Origin of the sequence: Paenibacillus azoreducens (assembly GCF_021654775.1) — a bacterium.
Taxonomy (GTDB): Bacteria; Bacillota; Bacilli; order Paenibacillales; family Paenibacillaceae; genus Paenibacillus_AQ; species Paenibacillus_AQ azoreducens.
The window spans coordinates 2,718,914-2,739,413 of the sequence record NZ_AP025343.1 but is presented as its reverse complement, the minus strand read 5'-3'; the positions used below and the strand labels follow the sequence as shown (position 1 = coordinate 2,739,413).

The following is a 20,500-nucleotide window of genomic DNA, read 5'->3' as shown; positions in this document are numbered from 1 at the left end:
AAAAATTTCCATGGACTACAGCGAAATGCTGTAGTCCATGTTTTGCAATACCTTTTTGGCCCGCTCCATATCCTCTTCCTGGCGGAAAGACAGCTTCATGATGCCCGGCACATCTTCCCTGCTCTCAATGATTTGGATATTGCTCAGGTTGATATCGTTCTCGCCAAGTCTGGTCGTGATTTTGCCGATAATACCAGGATGGTCAGGTACGTCAATGTAGAGGTCGAACGTCGAAGAAATCATGCCCTTGCGATGCTCCGGAAGCTCGCTACGGAAATCATTGGCTTTCGCAAAAGCTCCGGTAATTCCTTCCCCGTCTTCCGTTTCGAGCATCGCAATAAACTCGGATATCCCCTTATTCCAGTCCGATAACATTTGCAGCATAACCCCGCGGTTGTTCAGAAGGATATCCCGCCAGATGATCGGATCGCTGGAAGCAATCCGCGTAATGTCGCGGAAGCCGCCTGCCGCCAGCCGCCGGTACAGCGGGTTGGTTTCATTGTAATCGCACACCTGGTTGACCAGCGCAACCGCAATGATATGCGGGAGATGGCTGATGGCGCCCACGATCCGGTCATGCTCGATCGGGTCCACTTTAACAATCTTCGCGCGCGTGTAGGCCAGCAGGAGCACCAACGACTCATAAACCTTATCAGGCAGCCCGGGTGGAGGCGTCAGAACATAATAAGCATTTTCGAACAAAAGCGGCGTTGCCGCTTCGACGCCCGAACGCTCCGAACCCGCCATCGGATGGCCTCCGATAAAATAGACATCTTTGAATTCCAGCTTTTCCGCCGCCGCGGTGATGCTTGCTTTGGTACTGCCGACATCCGTGATGACGCATCCCTTTTTCAAAGGGATTTGACTAAGCTTCGTCAGATACTCGTCCAAATTGCCAACGGGCACGCATAAAAAAATAAAATCGGCATCCATGGCCGCTTCCTTGATCGAAATCGTGGCATGGTCAACGACGCCATGGTTGATGTATTTCTCCGCGGATGCAGGGCGGTGGGCATGGCCCACAACGGTAATCCCCGGCTTGCCTTTAAAACAAAGTGCCAGGGAACCTCCGATCAGCCCCACTCCGAAAATCGCTATTTTTGTACTCATGTTACCTCACTTGATTGTTCGCATCTTGCTCAAGCATGTGCCTTCTCTTCATTTAAGACTTGCTCAAGAGCATGGATAAATGCTTTATTTTGTTCCTCTGTACCAACCGATACCCGAATAAACGTCGGATATTTGCTGTGGCCGGCTCTGACGATAATTCCTTTGCGGAGCAGCGAGTCGAAAACCTCTGCCCCCGGCTTGCCGACATCCACCATTATAAAATTGCCGTGAGCCGGGAAATATTTCAGACCGAGACGATCGAATGCCTCCTGAATCTGAACGATTCCCGCCGCGTTGGCCTTGCGGCAATTCGAGACGTGCTCCTGATCCTTGAGCGCCGCTTTGGCCGCGGCTTGTGCCGCACGCGTTGTATTGAACGGTTCACGGACTTTATTGATCAGCTTGATGATCTCAGGGCGTGCAACCCCATACCCGATACGAAGGGATGCCAGGCCGTAAATCTTGGAGAATGTCCGCAAAACGACAACATTGGGGTATTTCTCAAGAAATTGCAACCCGTTCGGATACGAAGGATCCGTTACGAACTCGCAATAAGCCTCGTCGAGAATGACCATGACATCCGCCGGCACCTTGTCTAAGAATGCAGTCATCTCCTGCTCGGACAAGATGGTGCCGGTCGGATTATTCGGGTTGCAGATCCAAATGATCTTGGTGCGGTCACTAACTTTTGCCAGCATGGCATCCAGATCATGTTTTCCATCTGCGAGCGGTACTTCAATACTCACCGCGCCTTCGATGTCCGAATTGCTTTTATACACGGAGAAGGTTTGGTCAGCCATAATGGTTTCGTCACCCGGAACAAAAAAAGCGCGGGCAATCAGGGCGATGATTTCATCGGAACCGCAGCCAAAAATGATCTGATCCGTGTTTACACCGAGAAAATCCGCCAGGTCGGCTGTCAGTTCAACGGCTCCTCCATCCGGATAAATGCTGAGATTTTCCATCTCCTTGAGAATAGCCTCTCTCACTTTGGGAGAAGGTCCGTACGGATTTTCGTTGGATGCCAGCTTGATGACCTCGTCAAGGCCCAGTTCCCTTTTCACGTCTTCAATCGGTTTTCCCGGTTGATACACCGGAAGATTCACGATTTGCGATTTCGGTCTCATCATCACCACTCACTTTCAGCAAAATTTTATGTTTTTAATTGTGACACAAATTCACGTATTTGCAAGAGCCCTTCCTGACGGGTATCCGGATTTTGCAGCAAAGGAATGGCTTCTTCAATCTTGCGGACGATCGCGCTGCCGACGACGACGCCGTCGCAAATCCGCGCGAACTTGGCGGCCTGCTCGGCGCTAGAAATGCCAAAACCTACAGCTGCCGGCACATCCGTATATGCTTTGACCTGGGCGATAAAATCCTCCACCCCTTCGAAGAAGCTGGAGCGTTCGCCCGTCACTCCAAGCGAGGATACGCAGTATACAAAACCTTTGGCCCCTGCCGCAATGCTCTTGATTCTTTCCTTCGAGGTCGGCGCGACCAGCGGAATCACATGAACCCCCGCCGCTTCCGCAAGTTTGGTTAATTCCTCGGATTCTTCCACCGGCAGGTCCGGAATGATCAGTCCGCTGATGTCATGCTTTTTCACCTCTGCAAAAAAACGGTCCATTCCGAACTGCAGCACCGGATTGTAATACGTAAACAAGATAAAAGGAAGCTTGACCCCGGCAGTCCGCGCCTTAAGCGCCGCATGCATGCAGGTGGAGATATTAACCTGATGCTTGAGGGCGCGCTGGGATGCGCGCTGAATCACCGGCCCGTCGGCGAGGGGATCGGAATACGGAACGCCAAGCTCGACGATATCGGCTCCGGCCGCTTCCAGTGTGGCAATGATCTCGACCGAGGTATCCACGTCAGGATCGCCGATCGTCAAAAATGGAATAAGCGCGGTTTGCCCGTTCGCTTTTAACCCGGCAAATGTCTGATCGATCAAATTCATGCCTGTTTCCCTCCCGTATACGCCATGATGGACTCCACGTCTTTGTCGCCGCGTCCCGACAAACAAATCACGACAATGTCGTCGCTGCCTAGATTCGGCGCCATTTTGATGACCTGAGCGACCGCATGCGAAGATTCGAGCGCTGGAATAATGCCTTCCGTGCGGCACAGCAGCTGCAGCGCATCAAGCGCCTCTCGGTCGGTTATCGGAACATACTGCGCCCGCTCGATTTCTTTCAAATACGAATGTTCCGGCCCAACCCCCGGATAATCGAGCCCTGCCGAAATCGAAAAAGCCTCCTGGACCTGGCCGTACTCATCCTGAAGCAGATAACTCATGGAGCCTTGGAACACTCCTTTGGTTCCTTTGCTCATCGTCGCGGCATGAAACTCGGTATCCACGCCTTTGCCCGCAGCTTCGACGCCAACAAGCGCAACTCCTTCATCCTCGATAAACGGATAAAACATGCCGATCGCATTGCTTCCGCCCCCGATTGCCGCAACCACATGGTTCGGGAGACGCCCTTCCGTCTCCAGAATCTGGCGCCGGGTTTCATCCCCGATAATCCGCTGGAAGTTCCGCACCATCATCGGATACGGATGCGGCCCGACCGCCGAACCCAAAATATAAAAAGTATCGTCCACATTGCTGACCCAGTAGCGAAGCGCTTCGTTGCCGGCATCCTTAAGCGTCCGCGATCCCGAAGTAACCGGCACAACCTCCGCGCCCAAAAGCTGCATGCGGAATACGTTTAATGCCTGGCGTTTGGTATCCTCTTCCCCCATAAACACCTTGCATTCCATGCCGAGCAAGGCCGCCACGGTCGCAGTAGCGACGCCATGCTGGCCCGCTCCCGTTTCCGCAATCACCTTTTGCTTGCCCATTCTTTTGGCCAGAACGCCTTGGGCCAGCGCATTGTTTATTTTATGGGCTCCGGTATGGTTCAAATCCTCGCGTTTAAGATAGATTTTGGCCTTGCCCAAATGATTGCTGAGCCGCTCCGCATAATAAAGCGGCGTTTCCCTGCCCGAATATTGCTTGAGAAGATAAGAAAGCTCCTCCTGAAAAGAAGGATCTTCCGCATAAAACTTATAGGATTCCTCCAACTGTATCAGTGCGTTCATCAAAGTCTCCGGAACGAACCGGCCTCCGAATTCGCCAAAACGTCCATTTTGATCCGGCAATTGAGTCATGCCAACTTCACCCTTTCCACAAAAGCTGCAATTTTATTGAGATCCTTGGTCCCGTTCGTTTCTACGCCGCTAGATATATCCACTCCATCGGGATTATAATCGCGGATGAGACCGCCAACATTGGAAGAATCGAGGCCACCGGCAACAAACAGCGGTATGCCTTGATTCCTGGTCCATTCTTGGTATGATGGAATCTTGTCCCACGCGAACGTGGCCCCTGATCCGCCGCCATAATGCGGTTCGAAGGTATCGAGCAGCAGGGCATCGATGATACCTGCGTATTCTTCCAACGCTGCGGATGTTCCGTCAGTTCCACACTTAGACCCGACCGAAATAACCTTGAAAACCTCAACATCAAAGCGCTCCTTGACATCCCGGCAAAATTCCGGGCTTTCCTGGCCGTGAAGCTGGATCACATCCAGTCTGGCATGGGACATGACGTCTTCAAGCTGATTCATATCCGGATTGACAAACACCCCTGCGCTGCGCGGGAAACTATCCCTTTCCCATTGCTGTAACATGCCGATCATGGAAGCTGCTGCTTGGGGGGAAACTTGCCTCCGGCTTTTGGCAAAAACAAATCCGATATAATCGATAGGCAATTTATTTATAGATTTTAGCACTTCAACGCCCTGAATTCCACAAATTTTTACTTTCGTCTTATTCATGAATAGATACGCCGCCCTCCTTGGCTGCCGATCCCACCGGTCCCATTAAAGCGTTGACGGCGGCTTGGATGTCTTTTTGTCTCATAAAACATTCCCCGATGAGCACTCCGGATGCGCCCGTGTTTCTTAAAAAGTCCATGTCCTGCACGCTTGAAATGCCGCTTTCGCTTATAAACGGCACCCCTTCCGGAACCAGCTTGCCAAGCGACTCGCTTGCGGCAAGGGATGTTTCGAATGTATGCAAATTGCGATTGTTGATTCCGATCAAAACGCCTTCCGAAAGTTCCAGTTCAAGCACCGTTTTCATCTCTTCCAAGCTGTGCACCTCGATTAAGGAATCGAGGCCGATCGAAGCAGCCGTTCTCATAAAGGTGCTGATTTGCTGCGGCGTAAGAATCGCCGCGATCAACAGAACGGCATCCGCGCCAAGTATGCGCGCTTCATAAATCTGCCGTTCGTCAATGACGAAATCTTTGCGAAGCAAAGGCAGGTTCACCGCCTGCCGTACTGCCTGCAAATATTCGCTGCTTCCCTGAAAATAGGGGGCGTCCGTCAAGACGGATAGACAATCCGCCCCCGCTTCCTCATACGCAAGAGCGATGGCGACCGGATCGAAATCCGGACGGATGAGCCCTTTGGAAGGCGATGCCTTTTTCACTTCGGCGATCAGCCCCATATCACGCTTCCTGCCGGCCGTCAGCGTTTTGGCAAACCCTTTCGTCGCAGGCATCCCCGCGATGGTTTCCAGCGCCTGGGGGATGGATAAGGTTGCAGCCAACTTGGCTGTTTCTTCACGTTTGGTTTCAACGATTCGATCAAGATACATAACTCAGCTCTCCTGTCATTTGAATCAGCTGCTGCAGCTTGGCATATGCGCTGCCGTTATCGATATTTTTGGCGGCGGTGACGACTCCTTCTGCAATGCTGTCGGCAAGTCCGGATACATAAATGCACGCGCCTGCATTGGCGAGGACGACATCCCTATACGGGTTTCGCTCCCCCTGCAGAACGGATTCCACGATTTTGGCATTTTGCAGCGCATCCCCGCCCAGAACGGATTCGAGCGGATGGAGATCAAGGCCAAGATCATGTGGATGAATTTCGTAGGTGCGGACCTCTCCATCGCGCAGCTCCGATACCTGCGTTGGCGCGGAGATGCTGATTTCGTCCAGCCCGTCATGACTGGTCACCACCAGCGCCCGCTTAGAGCCCAATTCCCGGAGCACTTCAGCGATTGTTTGCGTGCGGTTCCGGTCGTAAATACCCAGCAACTGGCGATCCGCCCCGGCTGGATTCGTCAATGGTCCGAGCATATTAAACACCGTCCGGATGCCCAGCTCCTTCCGCGGGCCCGCCGCATGCTTCATCGACGGATGATAGAGCTGGGCGAACAAAAAGCAGATGCCGATTTCATCCAGACAACGTCTGGCCTGCTCGCTGCTTAAATGAATGTTGACTCCAAGCGCCTCCAGCACATCCGCGCTTCCTGCACGCCCGGATGCAGAACGGTTTCCATGTTTAGCCACACGCACGGAAGCGGAAGAAGAGATGATGGCCGATGCCGTTGATATATTGAACTTTTGAATACCCGACCCGCCCGTGCCGCAGGTGTCGAGCAGCCTTTCGTTATCGGTCTGCACCGAGCTGGCCACATTACGCATCGCTTCCGCAAATCCCGTAATTTCCTCTACGGTCTCCCCTTTGATCCGAAGCGCCATCAAGAGCGCACCGATTTGCGACTGGGTCACGCCCCCGTCCATAATGGATGCCATTAACGCGCGCGCTTCCTCACGCGTCAAATCCACACCTTGGATCAACCGGTTCAAATATACAGGAATCATATCGCTGCTGTTCATAATATAATCTCCTCCTTCACCCTTTTATGGCGTATATTCATAGAAATAATCCTGGTTGAGCTGCTCCTTCTCTACTGCATGAGCCGGGGGAAACATCGCTTCCGCGGTCCGGATGGCTTTGAGCAGCGCCTTCGCTTTATTGACGGTTTCCTCGTATTCCTTCTCAGGTACCGAATCCCATACGATTCCTGCCCCAGCCTGAACATAAGCTCTCCCTTTACGGAAAATAATGGTCCGGATCGTAATGCATGAGTCCATATTGGCATTAAAACCAAGATATCCGATGGCCCCCGCATATGCCCCCCGTGCTTCCCGCTCCAGCTCCGCAATAATCTCCATCGCTCTCAGTTTCGGCGCTCCCGACACCGTCCCGGCTGGCAGACAGGAAAGGAAAGCATCAAAGAAATCCTTGTCGTCCCGCAGCTGTCCGGAGACATTCGAAACCATATGCATGACATGGGAGTACCGCTCGATTTCCATAAACATATCGCATTTGACGGTTCCGAATTTGGAGACGCGCCCCAGATCGTTCCGCCCTAAGTCGACAAGCATCAGATGCTCCGCACGTTCCTTTTCATCGACGAGCAGTTCCTCCGCAAGCCGTTCGTCTTCGTTTTCATCAACTCCGCGCGGACGCGTACCCGCAATCGGCCGTGTTTCAACCCGATCCCCATCCACTTTGACCAGCGCCTCCGGCGAGGTACCCACGATGATTTCCTCATGCATTTTGAGATAATACATATAAGGGGAGGGATTTAATGTTCTCAACACCCGGTACACATGCAGCGGGGAAACTGCCGTTTCGATGTGAAACCGCTGGGACAACACGACCTGAAAAATATCGCCGGCCCGAATATATTCCTGAGCTTGCTCCACATTAGCCATATATTGTTCCTTCGTCATGTTGGACTTAATATCGCCCAAATCCACGTCCTGCGGAATTACGCGCCCATTGACATTTTCGCTGGGTCCCTGGCACTCTAGACGCTGCGCAATCTCCGCCAGCCTCGCATCGACTCTTGCATAGCTGCGCCGGATGTCCTCATCCGTGTCTCCCTCTTGCACATGAACGTTTCCGACCAGCAAAATCTGCTGTTTTATATGATCAAATACGATCACCGTATCGCAAAACATAAACCTGATGTCATCCATGTCCAGATCATCCACCGCATGCGCAGGCAGTTTCTCGTAATACTGCAGCAAATCATATCCGAAAAATCCGATCGCGCCACCCGTAAAAGGAGGAAGCTCATCCAGCTTCGGGCTGCGGTACTTGCGGAGCAGCGCCTTCAGCTTTTCAACCGGTTTACTTGTCATGACTTCCTTGCGGCCGCTTCTCTCCAGCACGATTTTCCCTTTTTTGCCGTAAATCATCATAAATGGATCGGTTCCGATAAAAGAGTATCGTGCCCAGCGGCTGCCGCCCTCCACACTTTCAAGCAAAAATGCGCAATCGCGCTCCGCGTAGCGTTGAAAAATTCTGATGGGGGTTTCCATATCCGCCAGCAGCCGCTTGGCAACAGGGATTAGATTATACTCGCGAGACAGTTTAATGACCTGTTCCACACCCGGTTTCATCATTCTTGTTTCCCTCCTTTTTTTGAGTTCGAGGTAGATGTTAAAATAACCCGCAAAGAGTTATTCAGATTACTTTGCGGGGCCCCCGTAAGAAAAACGTCTATCGACGTACTCTCATAGAAGACAGACCGCGTTTAGCGGTAATTTTTCTTGCGATATAAGAATGCGAGATCTCCGAAGTTTATACTTTCTTATATCTTCAAATAACCCCACAAAGTGGAGTCCATGCTTCGATGCTTAGTCCAAATACTTTGCGGGGACACCGAAAACCAAACTGATAAAACAAAAAAACCTCTACCGAAGTAGAGGTTTGACGTTCATTAAGTATATGGAAAGAGTCGTCCGCAACCTTCATGACGCCCTTCGTCTATTCATGTTTCCTCCACCTCTGCATAAGCATCGGGGAAGAAAATACATGCGACAAAAAAGCATCTCGCTGCAGGACGTGCCAATATTAGCGCGTTACACACTTGGACTCGGCTCTTCTATACTCAACTCAGCTCATCTCAACTCTACTCGTCTCAAAAGATCAACCAAGATCTCTATCCCGGTTCGATCTATATAGCTAACACTATACAGCATAAACAATTGGCCTGGCAAGCGGTGGAAGCAAAAAAATCAAACTTTGGGTGCCGCAAGGTCCGGGCGCAGTTTTTTCGCATCGTTCAAATAAACATGTTTGATTTCGCTCTGGCTCTTTTCGGTGTTGACCTGTACCATAAGCCGGATGCAGCGCGGCAAACTCCCTTTGACGGGAACTTCCACAGCGCACATCAATGGTACCAGATCCCATCCTTCCAGCTGCCGGATCGCTTTGGCCGGAAATGCGGCATCGAGATCTTGGGTCATCGTAATCCATATCGAGCCGATATTTTCGGGATTCAAATCATTGCGAATAGCGATTTCTCGCATTAATTCAACAGACGCATTCAAAATTTCCTGTTCATCGTTGTGTTCAACGGTCGTCGCTCCCCGTATCCCCCTGTTAAACATGTGCTTCCCCTCCTTTTCTAAGCTGCTTCAGGATATCTCTTACCAACTGCTCGGGAATATCCTTAACAATGCTGACGGAGCCGATGGAATCCGGCACGACGAAAATCATCGTGCCTTCCTTGAATTTCTTGTCGTGTTTCATGGCCGCCATCAGATCATCCTCTTTCAGATGGTCCGGCAGGACAACCGGTAAATTCAAAGCCTTTAACATCGCCGTCGTTTCGGCATGCAAGCCTTCGCCCCGGCTGAGCGCTTCCGCCAGAAGCGCCGACCCGGCCATTCCGATGGAAATGGCCTCGCCATGCAGAAATTCACCGTATCCCGCAACGGCCTCAATGGCATGGCCGATCGTGTGCCCTAAATTAAGGATTGCGCGCAAGCCGCCCTCCCGTTCGTCCTGGGACACAACTTCCGCTTTGATGGAAACGCCGCGCTGAAGTCCATAACCCAGCGCATCCTGATCAAGCGCAAGCAGCTCAGCCGCATGTTCTTTGCACCAGTAAGCAAAAGCCTGATCTTTTATCAAGCCGTGTTTGACCATTTCAGCCAAACCGGCAGAAACCTCGCGCGGCGGCAAAGTCTTCAGCGTGTCCAGATCGTACAGCACCAACTCAGGCTGATGGAAAGCGCCGATCATGTTTTTGGCGAGCGGATGATTAACCGCTACTTTTCCCCCGACGCTGCTGTCATGAGCCAGAATCGTTGTCGGCATTTGGATGAATGCGATACCTCGCATGTATGTAGCGGCGACAAAGCCCGCGAGATCGCCCACCACGCCGCCGCCAAGGGCGATGACTGAGGAGCTGCGGTCAAGACCGCCTTGGATCGCGGAGGTCATGACCTCTTCAAACACTTGCAGCGACTTGGAGCCTTCGCCCGACTTCACGATGGACACAACGGTTTTGAAGCCCGCTTGCTCCAGCGATGTCCTTAAAGTTTCCAGATGATAGGGAGCAACTTTATCGTCGGTGACGATCAGATGTGGGCTTTTCATCGACATGCCATGCTTGATCAGATACGCGGCAGCTTTTGGCAGCAAACCCGAATCGATATAAATGGGATACGAACGTTCCCCCAGTTCCACATGAACGGTTCTCATCATCAGTATTTCTCCAATTGGGCCATGTAGTTTTCATAGTTGGCCCGAATTTCTTCCATGGAATCGCCGCCGAATTTTTCAAGGAAAGCTTTGGCGATCTCCCAAGCCACAACATGCTCCATCACCACGCTTGCCGCAGGCACGGCGCAAGCATCCGAACGTTCAACCTGTGCGGTAAAAGGTTCCTTCGAATCGATATCCACGCTTTTTAATGGTTTGTAAAGTGTCGGGATCGGTTTCATCACCCCGCGCACCACAACCGGCATTCCGTTCGTCATGCCGCCCTCAAAGCCGCCGAGACGGTTGCTGGCGCGATAAAATCCCCGTCCATCCTCGTACATGATCTCGTCATGCACCTGGGATCCGCGGAGAACGCCTGCTTCAAATCCGATCCCGATCTCAACGCCTTTAAACGCATTGATCGACATCACCGCCTGCGCGATCCGACCGTCGAGCTTGCGGTCATATTGCACATAACTTCCGAGTCCAACCGGAAGGCCTTCTACGATACATTCCACGACACCGCCGACGGAGTCGCCATCTTTTTTGATCTGGTCGATATAAGCTTCCATTTTGGCTTCCGTCTCGGGGTCAACCACACGTACGGAAGAAGCCTCCGTCCGCTCAATCAACTCATCCGCCGACAGCTGATTGGCAGGCGCCTCAATTTCGCCGATCCGGATCACTTGTCCGGCGATCTTCACGCCAAACGATTCGAGAAACTGGCGGGCGATGGATCCCACCGCAACACGCACGGCCGTTTCCCTTGCGCTGGAACGCTCCAATACGTTCCGCAGATCCTTTAAGTTATACTTCAACCCGCCGTTCAGATCCGCATGTCCCGGGCGCGGACGATGTACGCGGCGCTTAGCCTCGTCATTGCCTTCAATCGGTTCGACGTTCATGATCTGATCCCAACTGGCCCAATCCTTATTCTCTACAACGATGGCGACAGGCGCGCCGGTTGTGTAACCATGGCGTACGCCGCCGACGATTTTCGCCGTATCCTTCTCAATTTGCATCCGGCGTCCGCGTCCATGGCCTTTTTGGCGCCGCTGAAGCTGGAAATTCAAAGCCTCGAAATCAATGGCTAGATTGCTGGGTAATCCTTCAATAATAGCAGTAAGCTGGGGACCGTGCGTTTCCCCCGCTGTCAAGTAACGAATACTCATGTTGCTTTCCCCCTTTAAACTGTTAAACGGTAATTCGCTAAAATCCGAATATATCTTTGACCCATTATAGTACAGCTTCCACACCTTTGACAAGGAAACCATCTCATGCAAAATACCCCCACAAAGTGAAGTCCATGCTTCGATGCTTATTCCAAATACTTTGCGGGGACCCCATCAAATAACCCCACAAAGTGGAGCCCATTCTTCGATGCCTATTCCAAATACTTTGCGGGGACCCTCAAAATAACAATAAAGACGCCAGTCCCTTAGATTCAAGGGACGGCGCCTTATTCCGCCTTGCTGCTGTTGACGGTAAACCTGCCGGAAGGCTTTATGTCTTCGGTTAGGTTTTCCACGGAATCCTGTACCATGCGGTTTAACCTGATATCCTCGATGCCTAGGATTTGCCCGCATTCCTGGATCGTAATAAAGCCGCGGCGATAAGCGTTAATAACCTTCCTTTTATCCATAATGAGCTGATCCCCACTTTCAGATGACCGTGTTAGTCATAGTATCGTTTCAATCAGCTTCATTTATACCTGCAAGTAGAGGTTGTTTAAAAAGTCCGGTTATGATTCTCGAAGTGAATCAGGAAGAAACTCGCACTTATATAGGATGTTAAGATTTTTTTCGGTAAAAAAACGTCTCCGTCGGTTCCAGCCCGTATTGTCCGGGACTGAAAATTTGCTCCGTGCTGCCGACAAATAAATATCCCCCGGGCCGAAGCGCTGCCGCGAATTTATGATACAGCTTGTTTTTGGCCTCTTCGGTGAAATAAATCATGACATTCCGGCAGACAATCAGATCATGTCCCTCCTCAAACCGGTCAAGGAGCAGGTTTTGCTTGCGGAATTGCACATGTTTTTTCAGCTCTTCACTGAATTTATAAAACACGCCATCCTGCGAGAAATAACGGGCAGCCACATCCTTAGGAACATCCTTAAGCGAACGCTCCACATAAAGTCCTTGCTTGGCTTTGGCCAGCGCCCCATCGTCAATGTCCGTCGCTGCGAGGCTTGCACTCGAAAGCAGTCCTTTGCCATCCAGAATCATCGCCAACGTATATGGCTCCTCCCCTGTGGAACAGGCAGCGCTCCAAACCTTCAAACCGCGTCCATTCACGCCCGTCAACTCGGGCAAAATGACGTCGCGCAGAACCTCCCACCTGTTGGGATTGCGCCAAAACTCGGATACATTGATCGTCATCCGGTCCAGAAACTCATAAAACAAAACTTTGTCCTTCGATATCGCCTCATAAAAGGAAGCGAAGGTGGAATACCCGTTTTTAACCCTAAGGGTTGTCAAACGACGCTTCATTTGGGCTTCTTTATACTCCGCCAGGTCAATGCCAGTGCTTTGCTTAATATTTTGTATGAAGTTTAAATAGTCCTGATCCGGCTGGCACGTTCCGGCTGTCGTACCTCCGTTTTGTGAAAACGGTCTTACATCCATGGCGAAAGACTTTTATCGTAATCCACCAGCTCATGCGCTTCAAAGAAATTCGCGATTTCGCGCGCGCTGCTCTCCGGTGAATCGGAACCGTGAATCAGATTATGCGGTGTATGTAAAGCAAAGTCGCCGCGAATCGTGCCGGGCAGCGCCTCTTTCACATTGGTTTTCCCCATCAGCATACGGGAAAGGGCAATAATATCATCGCCTTCCCAAACCATGGCGAAAACGGGGCCGGATGTAATAAAGCCTACCAGACTATCAAAAAAATCTTTTCCTTCATGTTCAGCATAGTGGCGTTTAGCCTGCTCTTCCGATACCTGAATCAGTTTGCCTGCCACCATTTTAAACCCTTTGTCTTCCAGTCTTGCAATGATTCTGCCGATTAAACCGCGTTGTACTCCATCAGGCTTGACCATTAAAAAAGTTCGTTCCATTAAACTCACTCTCCTATTTTGTCTCAAGTCGCAAAGTATAAATTCTGCGAAAACCGGACGGTTTCCCGTCTCAACCAAAATATATCTAGGGTTGAAATTTCCACCGGGATATTTCGCAAAACTTCCAAGATTAAGATGGCAATCAACTTTCAGGAATTCCAGGCTGGCATGGTTTCGGGAAGAAGCGGACAAAAAAAGATCAACCTACCATGAAGCATTGGCCTTCTAGGAAACGGTCAATAAGACCGCTTGGTGACAAAATGCGCGATATCCCTTAAGTTTTTCTTTGTCCGGTTATCCGGCAGGCGCTCCAGCGCATCGAGCCCTTTTTTTATGTAACGGTCCGCAAGCTCTTCGGCCTGCGAAATGCCGCGGCTGGCTTTAATCATCTTGATTGCGCCGGTTACATCGCATTCCCCGTTGCGTTCGCGGATGCAGCTGATTTCCCGCAGCAGAGGTTCGCGAATCTCTTCATCCTGCAGCGCAAAAATAACAGGCAGCGTAATATTCCCTTGTCTCATATCGCTGCCCGGCGGTTTGCCGATTTGCTTCTCCGTCCCGCACAGATCCAAAAGATCATCCTGAATCTGAAAGGCCATGCCGACATTATAGCCGAAGCGGTACAGCAAATTAGAGGTTTTGGCGTCCGCATCCGCGGCAACCGCACCAAGCTGGCAGCTGATCGCGATGAGCAGGGCCGTTTTGCGGCGGATCCGCAGCAGGTACCGGCGCACGTTTTGCTCGGTATTAAAGAAATCACGGATTTGTTCCATTTCGCCAATCGACATTTCGACCATGGCTTTGGACAGAATTTGATGAATCTGGGGGTTCTCCAGCTGCGCTGCGATCATCAAGGCCCGGGCGTAGATGTAATCGCCGGTATACATGGCAATACGGTTGTCCCATTTAGACTTGACCGTCAAATTTCCGCGGCGGGTATCCGCGTCATCAATCACGTCATCGTGAACCAAAGATGCCATGTGGATCAGTTCCAGCGGTACCGCCACATTTTTCAGCTTTTCAAGATCATAGCTGCCGAATTTGCCGCCCATCAGCACAAATACGGGGCGCAAGCGTTTACCTCCGGCCTTGAGCAGATGCATCGATGTCTCGTTAAGCAGCTTATGTTCTCCCTCTATGCTCCGAAAAAGCTCGTCTTCAATGTAGTTCATATCTTTTTTTAGCAAGCCAAATATGTCTAGTCTTTTCATTCCTTCACCCGTGTCAGCATATTCTCAATCCGCATTCCTTTTTGCAGCAGCAGAATTCGAGTTTCGTTTTTAAATTTATTTCCAGTTTAGTCCATCATAGCATAGTTGCATCCTGGATGACACTTGCCTGCTTACAGCTACTCGGAATTTTTTGTGGCGGATTGCCCGCCGTTCCAGCGCGTAAACAACCGATGTTCGATGCGTAAACTGTCCAATATTTTTCCCACCTGAAAATCAACCAGATCGGCGATCGTTTGGGGCTGAAAATAAAAAGCCGGCATGGCAGGGATCATCTTGACCCCGAGCCTGGCAAGCTTCAGCATATTCTCCAGATGAATCGCATGCAGAGGCGTCTCGCGGGGCACCAGCACAAGCGTCCGGCCCTCCTTCAGCATTACATCCGCCGCACGCGTCATCAGATTATCGGAAGCTCCGCTTGCAACGGCAGACAGCGTTCCCATTGAACACGGCGCAATCACCATGCCCTCCACTTGATAGGAACCGCTGGCAATGGTCGCTCCGATATCCGCGAATGGGTGATAATGCAGCTGTCCGGGATGTTCGCCGAATTTCTCCTGCAGAACCTGTTCCCGTTTGCCTGCGGACCAGCCAAGTTCTTCGCCGAGAACCCGCCAACCGGCGTTAGAGACGACAACATGAACCGGATAACCCTGCTGCAAAAGGACCTCGATCAGACGAACCCCGTAAATGGAACCGCTGGCTCCGGTAATGCCGACAACCCAGCCGCGTTTTGCGCTTTCCGTATTCATCAATGAAATTGCACCACCAGGTCAATTAATGTAAACACAAAAACGGCAATACTAAGCACGCTGTTCATCGTGAAGAATGCAGTTTGCAGCTTGCTCATATCGTTTGGAGACAAAATATAATGCTCGTAAAATAAAATGATATAAGAGATCACCATTCCGACAAAATACCACCAGCTGAGGTCAGTGATAAAAAACAAAGCAATAAAGCCGGCAGCCGTTAGAACATGAAAGTAACGCGCAATGAGGAGGGATTTATGAAGGCCGAAGCGGGCGGGTATGGAATACAGCCCCTCTTTCCGATCAAACTCCATATCCTGAATCGCATAGATAACATCAAAACCTGCAGTCCATAAAGCAATCGTTATAAAAAGAATCATGGCAGTCCAATCGATGTTGTTGGTCACGGCAACCCAACCGCCAAGCGGAGCAAGTCCAAGCGTCAAACCTAGCACCACATGGCATAGCCAGGTAAAACGTTTCGTATAAGAATAAAAGACCAGCATAAATACGGCGATGGGAAGCAGCTTCACCGCCAGAGGCGAAAGTTCATAAGCAGCCCAGAACAATAAAACAAAAGAGATGATCGTAAATATGATAACTTCCACGTTTTTCAAAAGACCCGCAGGGATTGCACGGCCAGCCGTACGCGGATTTTTTTTATCTATCGCCTGATCAATCATCCGGTTAAGACCGAATGCCGCGCTCCTTGCCCCGAACATCGCCATCAGGATCCATCCGATTTGCGCCCATGACGGCAAATGTCCGTTCACTACAACCGATCCCAGAATGGCTCCCATAAAAGCAAACGGAAGGGCAAATAATGTATGTTCAATTTTAATCATTTCCATAAAAATTTTTATTTTCCTAAACATGACGATTCTCCTTAATCCCGATGTGTAGTGCCGCGATGCCGCCAGTGAGGGGATAGGCCTCGACATGCTGTAAACCGATGCTCCGGAAAATCGACGCGAGCTCTTCCCTACCTGGAAAAAGTGCCAGCGAATCCGGCAGCCACTTGTATTGCTCGTAACGTTTAGCAAAAAGCTTGCCCAGTTTGGGCAAAATTTGTTGAAAATAAAAATAATAAATGCCTTTAAACGGCTGCCAGGTCGGTTTGGACAATTCAAGACAGACCACCATGCCGCCGGGTTTGACCACACGTTTCATCTCTTCCAGCACCTTGACCAAATCCGGCACGTTTCGCAGACCAAATCCGATGGTCGCATAATCAAAACGGTTGTCCTCAAAAGGCAGTTCCATAGCATCGCCCTGAACTAGGGTGATCTGATCCTGCAATTGTTTGGCGCGAATTTTTTGTTCGCCCACTTTAAGCATATTCGAGCTAAAATCCAGCCCAACGATGGAGCCGGATCTGCTTGCTTCCGCTATGCTCAGCGTCCAGTCGCAGGTTCCGCAGCATATATCCACCGCCGTATCCCCGGGCTTTATCGCCATCTTTTTCATCGTAAATTTACGCCAGGCTTTATGCCTGCGGAAGCTTAATATATCATTCATGATGTCATACTTGGGAGCTATGCTTTCAAATACGGAATGAACGTGTTCATATTGCCCTTCCGTATGTGCCCCCGGCTCAGAAGTGTTACTATTCATGAAAACAACCCTACCCTTCTCCTACAGCCGACCCGGAAGTATGAAGCTGACGCTGAAAAGGCTCCAAAATGATGGCAATCTCGCGCAGACGGCTGTCGCCTTTGATGTTTTTCAAGATTGACTGCACGCTTTCCAGGGCTTGACGCAATTTCTCAGCCATATGCTCTCCAGCTTTGTATTTCAACATCAGTTTCTTCCAGTCTTTAATGTCAATTTTGCTTTCTTTAAGCATCTGCTGGTCTTCCTCACTTGCAACTTCAAGGATATGCCAATAGGAATAGCTGTGTAGATACCAATCGCCGCCGCTTCGCTGCATCTCTCTTCCTAAGGTTTCACATTCGCTGACCCCGCGAAGAAGCGCATTCCACAAATCGCGAAGCGATTCCTCAAACAGGGGCGTAAAAGAAAGAAACAGCTGCATATTCAGCTGCACCGTTTGCCGCAAGTATTCTTCAGCTGACAATAACAGGCTCTTCATTTTGCCGTACAAATTCATTTTTAACACATTCACATCGCAAATGGCCTGACTGAGACGCGTCACAGCCTCAATTTGCCCTTTTTGGGCCAGGAGCTGATAAAACCGGCTGCTGAAATAATCTCCGGCGAGAACCTTCAACTGACGGGAACGCATAAATCCTTCCCCCGGCTTGTCCTTTTGCGTATCGATCGTTTCATGCGTATCAATACCCATCTGCACCAGGGAAGTGACCAGCGAAAACAGCTCGCTGTTAACGTTCATACGGTTCGTCCCCTGATTCAGAAAAATATATAACAGCTGAACACGGGCGTCGGGAAATGGCGGCAGCTCCGTATGTTTTTGGATCATGTCGTATTCGACATATTTCTTGATTAGTTGCGGTATGCGGTACGGTTTCATCCTCAGCCTCCGAGCCTTTTTCTTTCTGTAATCACTTTAAATTCCACAAATCCCACGAACAAGAACTTTTGTTCACAATCTTTTCTATTATATCACATGTTATTTCGCCACGCACGGGTGATACTTTAAGTTTTTCTTACCCGTTTTCGGAAGCGTCAAACCTAGTTTTCCATAAATTAGTTTCGATCACGTGCAGACGGCTTTTTATGACATCGGGAAGCGAATCTTCCCCAACATGCCGCAGTTCAAAGTAAAGACCCATGTCCCATTCTTCCCGTCCTGCATCGGCGGCAAGCAGCAAATGCCGTGTGCCAAGCCAGGGATCTTCCGCTATAAGTCGAAGTTTGACTTGATTCACGTTGGAAGTGCCGGCAAAGCTGAAGGAGAGAAGCTCGGCGATATTTTTATACATTTCCGATCTTTGCGTGTTCGGATTAGGCACGATAAAATCGATGGACATCGATGGTTGATTCCATTCGACTCTGCGAATGGTCAAAGTCAGCGGAAGCGAATGCAGTTCATCAACGATATTTTCATCGTTTAGCTCCTTCCCCGCTGCATGCAAAACAACAGGCATGACCTGCTTGGGACGGGATACCGAAGTGTGTGACGGACTGTGTGACATCAAACCGCCGTTTGGTTGCCATGACGCGGGCGCGAGTCCCAGTGCGAGCAAAAAAGCTGCGGCAGGCAGGATAATGCGGTTCATGATGAAGATCCTCCCTCTCTTGTTGGTATCCTATAGTTTAAGCTTCATTCCAAGAGTCCATACCTCAAAGAGGTTGTTCAAAAAGTCCGCTTTTGAACATGCACTTGAAGGTGCTGACGAAAATAACCCCACAAAGTGAAGCCCGTACTTCGATGCTTATTCCAAATACTTTGCGGGGACCCCAAATTCTATATTCTGAAAAAAAAGCAGGCTATGCCTGCATTCTAGCTTTCACTTTCGATAACGCCGTGTTTGGTTTGAACCTCGGCTTTGCCGCGGATTTTCATCGCAGACGTATGGTCGGTAAATTGGGCGATCAGAACCTCGCCTTTATCAAGTTTTTCGGTATGGTGGAACTTCGTATCATGCCCCCGGGTCAAACCGATAACCTGCACTCCGTTCTCCTTCGCCTTAATCACGATGTAATCATTGCAGTCGGTATTTTCCATGTTGCGACCTCCTCTCCCTCAACCTAAGAGCCGTAATTTTAATCTGGTAACTGTACATGCCAAAATTCACTGTAATGAAATGTAAAAAGAGACATCCTTGATTCTCTCTGTGTAAAATAGAAGTGCGACCAACCACTCTACGCAGAGGAGAACAAGAAATGTCTCATACGTATACGTTAACACAGCATCGCAATTGGTACAATATCTTTCGGCAATGGAAACTCCCGTTGTATTTTTCCAAATCTGTAATGAGTCACATCACTCACTTTGTAGATGGCATGTTGTCATCTGGATTTACAGGTACCTTAACAGACATACATCGTGAAAGCTTGCACCATCGGGATCGCAGAAGCTTAAGCCATTTTTTATCCCATGGGAAGTGGGATGAACAGTTCCTGAAGGACATCGTACGTAATATCGCCTATCAGCAAGTCAAATTCAGCGCCAAACACAATAACAGTCCGATCTTTGTCCTCGTAGATGATACGGTGTGTGAAAAAACCAAACCTTCGTCACAGGCGGTTGACTCGATCCAGGGATCAGCCTTTCACCACTCTCATCTCAAGGGCAAGAAGGTCTATGGTCATGCTGTAGTGGAAGCCATGCTTCGGGCGGGTGATGTCGTATATCCTTTTGCAACAGAACGTTATGAATCCAAAAGCAAGAGCAAGATTGATCTGGTTTGTGACATGATTCGGCAAGTGCCCAGGTCTCATCACCCTACGTACGTATTAATGGACTCGTGGTATCCTTCAGCCTCTGTTCTTCAGGTGAGTAGCGAGCAAGGATTCCATGTCATTAGTGGTCTGAAGACCAATCGCATCATTTACCCCCAAGGGATTCGCCAATCCATTAAAGAATTTGCTTCGTTTATTTCGAAGTCTGATACCGATCTCGTGACCATCGGAGTAGACTCTTATCGCGTTTATCGATACGAAGGAAAGCTCAATTTGCTGGATAATGGAGTCGTTCTTTTCTGCTGGAAAGAAGGAGAAGAACTGAACCCAAAGCAAGTAAAAGCTTTTCTAAGTACAGATGTTTCTCTAACCAACAAGCAAATTCTGAGCTATTACAGCAAGCGATGGTCGATTGAAACGTATTTTCGAGCGGCGAAGGTCCACCTCGGCTTGGATCGATATCAGGTTCGATCTACGAAAGCGATCGATCGCTACTGGGCGCTGCTATCTTTTGTTTCGATGTGCTGCATTTACAGCGGTCAGGGCAATCTTTTGGATGGATTGCACCAATATCGACGAGAAAAAAAGCAACATTGGATTGAGTATGTCTATAAACAAGCTCTATCCGGAGTAGCTCTCGCTCAAATTCAAACACAGCTTAGAGCTGCATAGGGATACTGT

At 50.0% G+C, this 20,500-nt stretch carries 22 protein-coding genes; 1 reads left to right on the top strand and 21 read right to left on the bottom strand.

The genetic code is table 11. The annotated features are described in order from the left end of the window. Positions 1-15: 15 nt before the first annotated feature. From L6442_RS11820 to mtrB, 21 genes are all read right to left on the bottom strand, one after another. Positions 16-1,110, bottom strand: coding sequence for a prephenate dehydrogenase (locus L6442_RS11820; protein ID WP_212980007.1), 1,095 nt, complete (start codon positions 1,108-1,110; stop codon positions 16-18). A gap of 29 nt (positions 1,111-1,139) precedes the next feature. Beyond that, positions 1,140-2,237: a histidinol-phosphate transaminase gene (gene hisC, locus L6442_RS11815; RefSeq protein WP_212980024.1), complete on the bottom strand. Its 1,098-nt coding sequence runs from the start codon at positions 2,235-2,237 to the stop codon at positions 1,140-1,142. A gap of 26 nt (positions 2,238-2,263) precedes the next feature. Next, positions 2,264-3,070: a tryptophan synthase subunit alpha gene (trpA, locus tag L6442_RS11810; RefSeq protein WP_212980008.1), complete on the bottom strand. Its 807-nt coding sequence runs from the start codon at positions 3,068-3,070 to the stop codon at positions 2,264-2,266. Then, a complete protein-coding gene (gene trpB, locus L6442_RS11805; RefSeq protein ID WP_212980009.1) occupies positions 3,067-4,263 on the bottom strand; it encodes a tryptophan synthase subunit beta in 1,197 nt (398 codons plus the stop codon). The genes trpA and trpB overlap by 4 nt, the downstream gene beginning before the upstream one ends. Further along, positions 4,260-4,931, bottom strand: a complete 672-nt coding sequence (locus L6442_RS11800) for a phosphoribosylanthranilate isomerase (protein WP_212980010.1) — start codon at positions 4,929-4,931, stop codon at positions 4,260-4,262. The genes trpB and L6442_RS11800 overlap by 4 nt, the downstream gene beginning before the upstream one ends. Then, entirely contained in the window at positions 4,924-5,757 is an 834-nt protein-coding gene (trpC, locus tag L6442_RS11795; protein WP_212980011.1) for an indole-3-glycerol phosphate synthase TrpC, read from the bottom strand. Before trpC ends, L6442_RS11800 begins: the two co-directional genes overlap by 8 nt. Continuing rightward, complete coding sequence (gene trpD / locus L6442_RS11790) at positions 5,747-6,787, bottom strand: anthranilate phosphoribosyltransferase (protein ID WP_212980012.1); 1,041 nt, start codon at positions 6,785-6,787, stop codon at positions 5,747-5,749. Before trpD ends, trpC begins: the two co-directional genes overlap by 11 nt. A 24-nt stretch (positions 6,788-6,811) precedes the next feature. Continuing rightward, positions 6,812-8,368 (bottom strand): anthranilate synthase component I, encoded by a 1,557-nt coding sequence (trpE, locus tag L6442_RS11785; RefSeq protein WP_212980013.1) that lies wholly within the window; start codon positions 8,366-8,368, stop codon positions 6,812-6,814. Between the two features lie 615 nt (positions 8,369-8,983). Then, entirely contained in the window at positions 8,984-9,358 is a 375-nt protein-coding gene (gene aroH, locus L6442_RS11780) for a chorismate mutase (protein WP_194230170.1), read from the bottom strand. After that, positions 9,351-10,457: a 3-dehydroquinate synthase gene (aroB, locus tag L6442_RS11775; RefSeq protein WP_212980025.1), complete on the bottom strand. Its 1,107-nt coding sequence runs from the start codon at positions 10,455-10,457 to the stop codon at positions 9,351-9,353. The genes aroH and aroB overlap by 8 nt, the downstream gene beginning before the upstream one ends. A 2-nt stretch (positions 10,458-10,459) precedes the next feature. Then, positions 10,460-11,629: a chorismate synthase gene (gene aroC, locus L6442_RS11770; RefSeq protein ID WP_212980014.1), complete on the bottom strand. Its 1,170-nt coding sequence runs from the start codon at positions 11,627-11,629 to the stop codon at positions 10,460-10,462. A gap of 287 nt (positions 11,630-11,916) precedes the next feature. Continuing rightward, a complete protein-coding gene (locus L6442_RS11765) occupies positions 11,917-12,099 on the bottom strand; it encodes a hypothetical protein (RefSeq protein WP_194230172.1) in 183 nt (60 codons plus the stop codon). Positions 12,100-12,247: 148 nt separating this feature from the next. After that, complete coding sequence (locus L6442_RS11760) at positions 12,248-13,081, bottom strand: CheR family methyltransferase (RefSeq protein ID WP_212980015.1); 834 nt, start codon at positions 13,079-13,081, stop codon at positions 12,248-12,250. Further along, complete coding sequence (ndk, locus tag L6442_RS11755; protein ID WP_194230174.1) at positions 13,072-13,515, bottom strand: nucleoside-diphosphate kinase; 444 nt, start codon at positions 13,513-13,515, stop codon at positions 13,072-13,074. Before ndk ends, L6442_RS11760 begins: the two co-directional genes overlap by 10 nt. A gap of 236 nt (positions 13,516-13,751) precedes the next feature. After that, entirely contained in the window at positions 13,752-14,726 is a 975-nt protein-coding gene (locus L6442_RS11750; protein WP_212980016.1) for a polyprenyl synthetase family protein, read from the bottom strand. 137 nt (positions 14,727-14,863) lie between these two features. Further along, positions 14,864-15,496 carry a UbiX family flavin prenyltransferase gene (locus L6442_RS11745; RefSeq protein ID WP_212980026.1) on the bottom strand — a complete coding sequence of 211 codons (633 nt, stop codon included), beginning with the start codon at positions 15,494-15,496 and terminating at the stop codon, positions 14,864-14,866. Further along, the gene (locus tag L6442_RS11740; RefSeq protein ID WP_212980017.1) at positions 15,496-16,368 is read right to left on the bottom strand and encodes a UbiA-like polyprenyltransferase; all 873 of its coding nucleotides are present in this window, start codon (positions 16,366-16,368) and stop codon (positions 15,496-15,498) included. The genes L6442_RS11745 and L6442_RS11740 overlap by 1 nt, the downstream gene beginning before the upstream one ends. After that, positions 16,361-17,107 carry a demethylmenaquinone methyltransferase gene (locus tag L6442_RS11735; RefSeq protein WP_194230177.1) on the bottom strand — a complete coding sequence of 249 codons (747 nt, stop codon included), beginning with the start codon at positions 17,105-17,107 and terminating at the stop codon, positions 16,361-16,363. The genes L6442_RS11740 and L6442_RS11735 overlap by 8 nt, the downstream gene beginning before the upstream one ends. A 10-nt stretch (positions 17,108-17,117) precedes the next feature. Next, positions 17,118-17,984: a heptaprenyl diphosphate synthase component 1 gene (locus L6442_RS11730; RefSeq protein WP_212980018.1), complete on the bottom strand. Its 867-nt coding sequence runs from the start codon at positions 17,982-17,984 to the stop codon at positions 17,118-17,120. 136 nt (positions 17,985-18,120) lie between these two features. After that, on the bottom strand, positions 18,121-18,693 hold the full coding sequence (locus L6442_RS11725) for a hypothetical protein (protein ID WP_212980019.1): 573 nt from the start codon (positions 18,691-18,693) through the stop codon (positions 18,121-18,123). A 224-nt stretch (positions 18,694-18,917) separates the two neighbouring features. Further along, on the bottom strand, positions 18,918-19,142 hold the full coding sequence (mtrB, locus tag L6442_RS11720; RefSeq protein ID WP_194230180.1) for a trp RNA-binding attenuation protein MtrB: 225 nt from the start codon (positions 19,140-19,142) through the stop codon (positions 18,918-18,920). Positions 19,143-19,300: 158 nt separating this feature from the next. On the opposite strand from mtrB, the gene L6442_RS11715 reads away from it, so the two are divergent. Then, complete coding sequence (locus tag L6442_RS11715; RefSeq protein WP_237100135.1) at positions 19,301-20,491, top strand: IS701 family transposase; 1,191 nt, start codon at positions 19,301-19,303, stop codon at positions 20,489-20,491. The last annotated feature ends 9 nt before the right edge of the window (positions 20,492-20,500 follow it).

What these genes read in the sequence shown, in the direction of transcription:
- L6442_RS11745 (WP_212980026.1), bottom strand. Translation starts at nt 15,496, where the DNA reads ATGAATACGGAAAGCGCAAAACGCGGCTGGGTTGTCGGCATTACCGGA.
- L6442_RS11715 (WP_237100135.1), top strand. Translation starts at nt 19,301, where the DNA reads ATGTCTCATACGTATACGTTAACACAGCATCGCAATTGGTACAATATC.
- L6442_RS11800 (WP_212980010.1), bottom strand. Translation starts at nt 4,931, where the DNA reads ATGAATAAGACGAAAGTAAAAATTTGTGGAATTCAGGGCGTTGAAGTG.
- aroB (WP_212980025.1), bottom strand. Translation starts at nt 10,457, where the DNA reads ATGAGAACCGTTCATGTGGAACTGGGGGAACGTTCGTATCCCATTTAT.
- L6442_RS11765 (WP_194230172.1), bottom strand. Translation starts at nt 12,099, where the DNA reads ATGGATAAAAGGAAGGTTATTAACGCTTATCGCCGCGGCTTTATTACG.
- L6442_RS11725 (WP_212980019.1), bottom strand. Translation starts at nt 18,693, where the DNA reads ATGAACCGCATTATCCTGCCTGCCGCAGCTTTTTTGCTCGCACTGGGA.
- L6442_RS11760 (WP_212980015.1), bottom strand. Translation starts at nt 13,081, where the DNA reads ATGGATGTAAGACCGTTTTCACAAAACGGAGGTACGACAGCCGGAACG.
- mtrB (WP_194230180.1), bottom strand. Translation starts at nt 19,142, where the DNA reads ATGGAAAATACCGACTGCAATGATTACATCGTGATTAAGGCGAAGGAG.
- hisC (WP_212980024.1), bottom strand. Translation starts at nt 2,237, where the DNA reads ATGAGACCGAAATCGCAAATCGTGAATCTTCCGGTGTATCAACCGGGA.
- L6442_RS11740 (WP_212980017.1), bottom strand. Translation starts at nt 16,368, where the DNA reads ATGTTTAGGAAAATAAAAATTTTTATGGAAATGATTAAAATTGAACAT.
- trpE (WP_212980013.1), bottom strand. Translation starts at nt 8,368, where the DNA reads ATGATGAAACCGGGTGTGGAACAGGTCATTAAACTGTCTCGCGAGTAT.
- L6442_RS11730 (WP_212980018.1), bottom strand. Translation starts at nt 17,984, where the DNA reads ATGAAACCGTACCGCATACCGCAACTAATCAAGAAATATGTCGAATAC.
- aroH (WP_194230170.1), bottom strand. Translation starts at nt 9,358, where the DNA reads ATGTTTAACAGGGGGATACGGGGAGCGACGACCGTTGAACACAACGAT.
- trpC (WP_212980011.1), bottom strand. Translation starts at nt 5,757, where the DNA reads ATGTATCTTGATCGAATCGTTGAAACCAAACGTGAAGAAACAGCCAAG.
- ndk (WP_194230174.1), bottom strand. Translation starts at nt 13,515, where the DNA reads ATGGAACGAACTTTTTTAATGGTCAAGCCTGATGGAGTACAACGCGGT.
- trpA (WP_212980008.1), bottom strand. Translation starts at nt 3,070, where the DNA reads ATGAATTTGATCGATCAGACATTTGCCGGGTTAAAAGCGAACGGGCAA.
- L6442_RS11750 (WP_212980016.1), bottom strand. Translation starts at nt 14,726, where the DNA reads ATGAAAAGACTAGACATATTTGGCTTGCTAAAAAAAGATATGAACTAC.
- trpB (WP_212980009.1), bottom strand. Translation starts at nt 4,263, where the DNA reads ATGACTCAATTGCCGGATCAAAATGGACGTTTTGGCGAATTCGGAGGC.
- L6442_RS11820 (WP_212980007.1), bottom strand. Translation starts at nt 1,110, where the DNA reads ATGAGTACAAAAATAGCGATTTTCGGAGTGGGGCTGATCGGAGGTTCC.
- trpD (WP_212980012.1), bottom strand. Translation starts at nt 6,787, where the DNA reads ATGAACAGCAGCGATATGATTCCTGTATATTTGAACCGGTTGATCCAA.
- aroC (WP_212980014.1), bottom strand. Translation starts at nt 11,629, where the DNA reads ATGAGTATTCGTTACTTGACAGCGGGGGAAACGCACGGTCCCCAGCTT.
- L6442_RS11735 (WP_194230177.1), bottom strand. Translation starts at nt 17,107, where the DNA reads ATGAATAGTAACACTTCTGAGCCGGGGGCACATACGGAAGGGCAATAT.